The sequence below is a fragment of the Streptomyces sp. NPDC057654 genome, assembly GCF_042800135.1.
GTDB lineage: Bacteria > Actinomycetota > Actinomycetes > Streptomycetales > Streptomycetaceae > Streptomyces.
In genome coordinates, this window is the sequence record NZ_JBHVHQ010000693.1 from 1 (window position 1) to 2,450 (window position 2,450).

The window sequence follows — 2,450 nt, forward strand, 5'->3', positions numbered from 1 at the left end:
CCCCTTCTCGTCCCCGCCCCCTTCCGCTCCCCCTTCGCCGTCCTTTATATGTTCCCCGCCGTCCCGCCCCGTCCGCGGCGGCGCCGGCCAGAAGCAGGGCGCCAAACCCCTGGAGGTAGTGATGACAGCAGTCCCCCGAGCGCCCGGCCGGCCAACCCGGCGCGGTGTGCTGCGCGCCGGCGGCGTCGGCGCCCTCGCGGCGGCGGCCGGCGGCGCCCTGTCCGGCTGCGCGGCGGACACCGCCAGCGGGGTCGGCGCCGACGGCCGCGTCACGATCCAGATGTGGCACGGGCAGAACGACACCGCCGCCAAGGTCATGAAGAACCTGGCCGCCGAGTTCGAGCGGGCCCACCCCAAGATCCGGGTGGACATGGGCGGCGGCGTGCTGGCCGACACCATGCTCCAGAAGGTGACCGCCGCGCTCGCCTCCGGCTCCTACCCCGACATCGCCTACATCTTCGGCTCCGACCTCGCGAACGTGGCCCGCAGCCCGCAGGTGGTCGACCTGACCGAGAAGGTGCACCGGGGCCCGATGCCGTGGCGCAACTTCCACGCGCCGGCCCGCGAGGCCGTCACCGTCAACGGCAAGGTCCGCGCGCTGCCCGCCCTCCTCGACGCCATGGCCGTGATCTGCAACAAGAAGGTGTTCGCCGACGCCGGGGTCGACCTGCCCAAGCCGGGCTGGACCTGGGACGAGTTCACCGACATCGCCCGCCGCCTCACCAGCCCGGCCAAGGGGCGGTTCGGCACCGGCTGGCCCGGCACCGGCGACGAGGACACGGTGTGGCGGCTGTGGCCGATGGTGTGGGACCTGGGCGGCGACGTCATCGCCGAGGACGGGAAGAGCATCGGCTTCGAGAAGGCGGGCCCCCGCGCCCTGGAGGTACTCAAGAGACTGGCGGACGACAAAAGCGTCTACATCGACCCCAAGCCCGGCAGCGAGCAGCTGGACCAGGTCTTCCTCTCCGACCGGATGGGCATGTCGCTGTCCGCTCCCTGGGCGCTTCCGGACATCGTGCAGGCGAAGCTCGACTACCACGTCGTGCCGATGCCCACCTTCAGCCGCCGCCCCGTGACCATCTCCGGGCCCGACACCTGGGTGCTGTTCGACAACGGCGAGGCCCGCGCGAAGGCCGCGTACGAATTCGCGAGCTGGCTGACCCAGCCCACCCAGGACAGCCGCTGGGACATCGAGGCGGGCAGCCTGCCGCTGAGCCGCCGCAGCGAGGACCGCCCGGCCTGGCGCGAGCACGCCGCCCGTACGCCCGGCATGTCCGTGTTCACCGAGGCGGTCACCTCGGCGCGGGTACGCCCCGTGCACCCGGCCTACCCGCGCCTCTCGCGCTCCCTGGGGCAGGCCATCATCGCCGTGCTGCTCGGCCGCAAGAGCCCCGCCGCCGCGGTGCGCTCCTGCGCCGAGGAGTCCAACGCCGCCCTGCTCATACCGCGCTGAGGACCCGACATGCCGCAACTTCCCGCACCTCTGACCCTGCCGCGGAAACAGCCGGAGCCGCGTGCCCTGCGCCGCCGGCGCCGCAAGGAGTCGGCCACGGCCTGGGCGTTCATCTCGCCCGCCGTGATCGTCATCCTCGGTCTGAGCGTCCTGCCGGTCATCTGGTCGCTGCTGCTGTCCTTCCAGGCCAATGACCTCGTCACCCCGAGCCGCTGGGTGGGCCTGGAGAACTACCACGCGCTCAGCCAGGACCCGAACTTCCACCAGGCCGTGCGGAACACCCTGCTCTACACGGTGCTGTACGTACCCCTGAGCATCGTCATCGGGCTCGCCCTGGCCCTCGCGCTCAACCGGCGCATCCGCTTCGTCGGGCTCTACCGGACGCTGTTCTTCGTCCCGTTCGTCATCTCCGCCACCGCGCAGGGCGTGCTGTTCTCCTTCATCCTCGACCCGCAGTTCGGCGCGGCCAACTCCGTCCTGAACCATCTGGGCATCTCCCCACAGGGCTTCCTCACCGACCCCTCGCAGGCGCTGCTCGTCCTGGTCGCCATCACCCTGTGGAGCGGTACGGGCCTGTGCACCGTCATCTACCTGGCGGCGCTTCAGGACGTCCAGCCGTCGCTGGTCGAGGCCGCGCGCCTGGACGGCGCGGGCCGGCTCCAGATCCTGCGCCATGTGACGCTGCCCTCGCTGGCTCCGGTGAGCGTGTTCCTCCTGCTGTGGCAGACCATCCAGTCCCTCCAGGTCTTCGACCTCGTCTACGTGACCACCAAGGGCGGGCCCCTCGGTTCGACCACCGTGATCGTCTACTTCATCTGGGAGCAGGCCTTCAAGGAGTTCACCGCCGGGTACGGAGCCGCCGCCGCCTACGTCCTCGCCGTCGCGCTGATCATCGTGGGCGTCGTGATGCGCGTGGTCCGCCGCGAGCGCACAGCCGGGGCAGACCAGACGGGGCGGCATGCCGACCGCCCAGTCGCCCGTACAGGAGCGGCAGTGC

General features: G+C 71.3%; 2 protein-coding genes. Both read left to right on the forward strand.

The window, feature by feature from the left end; genetic code table 11:
- Positions 1 to 121: 121 nt before the first annotated feature.
- Positions 122 to 1,453 carry an ABC transporter substrate-binding protein gene (locus ACFU99_RS33800; RefSeq protein WP_384399410.1) on the forward strand — a complete coding sequence of 444 codons (1,332 nt, stop codon included), beginning with the start codon at positions 122 to 124 and terminating at the stop codon, positions 1,451 to 1,453.
- Between the two features lie 9 nt (positions 1,454 to 1,462).
- Positions 1,463 to 2,450, forward strand: a 988-nt coding sequence (locus ACFU99_RS33805) for a carbohydrate ABC transporter permease (RefSeq protein ID WP_384399413.1), incomplete at its 3' end; no start/stop codon positions are given.